Origin of the sequence: Pseudonocardia sp. EV170527-09, assembly GCF_008369905.1 — a bacterium.
In the GTDB taxonomy this organism is placed as follows: Bacteria; Actinomycetota; Actinomycetes; order Mycobacteriales; family Pseudonocardiaceae; genus Pseudonocardia.
The window spans coordinates 1-1,887 of the sequence record NZ_VRMC01000218.1 but is presented as its reverse complement, the minus strand read 5'-3'; the positions used below and the strand labels follow the sequence as shown (position 1 = coordinate 1,887).

The 1,887-nt window shown below is 60.4% G+C and carries 3 protein-coding genes; 1 reads left to right on the top strand and 2 read right to left on the bottom strand.

The features are described from left to right. On the top strand, window positions 1-399 hold a 399-nt coding region (locus tag FVA95_RS28510; protein WP_149666876.1), incomplete at its 5' end, for an integrase core domain-containing protein. Here the strand turns inward: FVA95_RS28510 and FVA95_RS34180 are convergent. Continuing rightward, window positions 295-1,299 carry a PIN domain-containing protein gene (locus FVA95_RS34180; protein WP_161992522.1) on the bottom strand — a complete coding sequence of 335 codons (1,005 nt, stop codon included), beginning with the start codon at window positions 1,297-1,299 and terminating at the stop codon, window positions 295-297. The genes FVA95_RS28510 and FVA95_RS34180 overlap by 105 nt on opposite strands. Before the next feature lie 189 nt (window positions 1,300-1,488). Next, on the bottom strand, window positions 1,489-1,887 hold a 399-nt coding region (locus tag FVA95_RS28505), incomplete at its 5' end, for an integrase core domain-containing protein (RefSeq protein WP_149666875.1).

Sequence of the window (1,887 nt, the reverse complement as noted above, 5' to 3'; positions counted from 1 at the left end):
TACGCCGAGATCTGCGCCGATGAGAAGGCGGCTACCGCGATCGGTGTGCTCGAACGCGCCGTGGCCTGGTTCGCCGAGCGCGGCGTCACCGTCGAGCGGGTCCTGTCCGACAACGGTTCGGCCTACAAGTCCTACGCCTGGCGTGACGCCTGCGCCGGACTGGACATCGCTCACAAGCGAACCCGCCCCTACCGCCCGCAGACCAATGGCAAGATCGAAAGATTCCATCGGACCCTGGCCGACGGCTGGGCCTACGCCCGACTCTATGAGTCGACCCGCCAACGCAACGACGCCCTACCCGGCTGGCTGCACTTCTACAATCACCACCGCGCTCACTCCGCCATCGGCAGCCGGCCACCAGTCACCAGGCTGACCAACCTCCCTGGACATCACAACTAGGGACGAGGCGGAGATCGGTCGCTCGCGATGACTGACTCCAGACCGGTCACTAGTTTCTCTGACGGCAGAGATGTCGTCGTCGGACACCTGCCTGAGATTTCGTGTTCTAAGTTCGGCTAAGAATCGAGCCGGGCGATAGAACCAGATGAATTGACCGGTCTCCCTGGCGAACTCTTCCCGGAGGGCAGGTAGGGGGCCGAGGGTGTAGCTCGCCTGTGTCCACCACCAGTCATCCTTACGGTCGTCGGTCACAGAGAGAACATCGTGTCCTTGCGACTTGCTGAAGTTCATCAGCTGACGCCATAGCAAGTAGTCTCCGACGGCCTTGTCGCCTGCCTTGTTGGCGTCACGAAGCCCTGGCGGGGTGTTCTCTGCTATTCGCTGATGGCCCGCCTCAACTTCGATAGCGTGTTGTTTAGTCGAGAACTTTGGCCCGGTTCGACCATCTAAGATGTCAGCCAATCGTTCGACTATGCGATCTGACTGTGGAGTAGATCCGAACTTCGATTCGGCTGCAGAAGACCTGAGGTCGGAGACTGTATCCTCAAGCCTCTCCGTCATATCGACTACGTCGAGGACGCCGTTTCGCTTGTGTGGTCCGAGTTGTGATTTGATATAGTTTGAAATTTGGTCGAGGCTTTCACGAATGACAGTCGGAACCTGCTCCTGCGTTCTTATTACAGACGGCCGGTTGGTGTGAAATTCATGCGCCACTTGATAGGGAGTCCAGAGTCGATCTTTCAGTATCTCTAAAGCTCTCAACATTGCTTCGCGGGCACCCTCATTGTAGCGATATAGGTTGAGAAGAGTGTTCGCGTCTACGACAATTAGAGCGCCGGCCCAAAGCTTGTTCAGTTGGGCTTCTGATACTGGGAAATAGCCGGAGAACTCTGACCGCATAGCTAATGAGTGTATCGGCTTCGGCGCGACTTGGCGTCGTAGCGCCGCCCGGGGACCGGCCGGAGGCCGCACGCCCGGGGCGGCGCCGGAGGCGCCGCTTGATACCGAATGGAAGGTCTAGACACGGCGAGCGCTGATGCCCGTTGTCGTGTCCCGGCTGATGTTTGACGTTCGGGCAGGCAGCCGTAGCTAGATGTGATGTCCAGGGAGGTTGGTCAGCCTGGTGACTGGTGGCCGGCTGCCGATGGCGGAGTGAGCGCGGTGGTGATTGTAGAAGTGCATCCAGCCGGGTAGGGCGTCGTTGCGTTGGCGGGTCGACTCATAGAGTCGGGCGTAGGCCCAGCCGTCGGCCAGGGTCCGATGGAATCTTTCGATCTTGCCATTGGTCTGCGGGCGGTAGGGGCGGGTTCGCTTGTGAGCGATGTCCAGTCCGGCGCAGGCGTCACGCCAGGCGTAGGACTTGTAGGCCGAACCGTTGTCGGACAGGACCCGCTCGACGGTGACGCCGCGCTCGGCGAACCAGGCCACGGCGCGTTCGAGCACACCGATCGCGGTAGCCGCCTTCTCATCGGCGCAGATCTCGGCGTA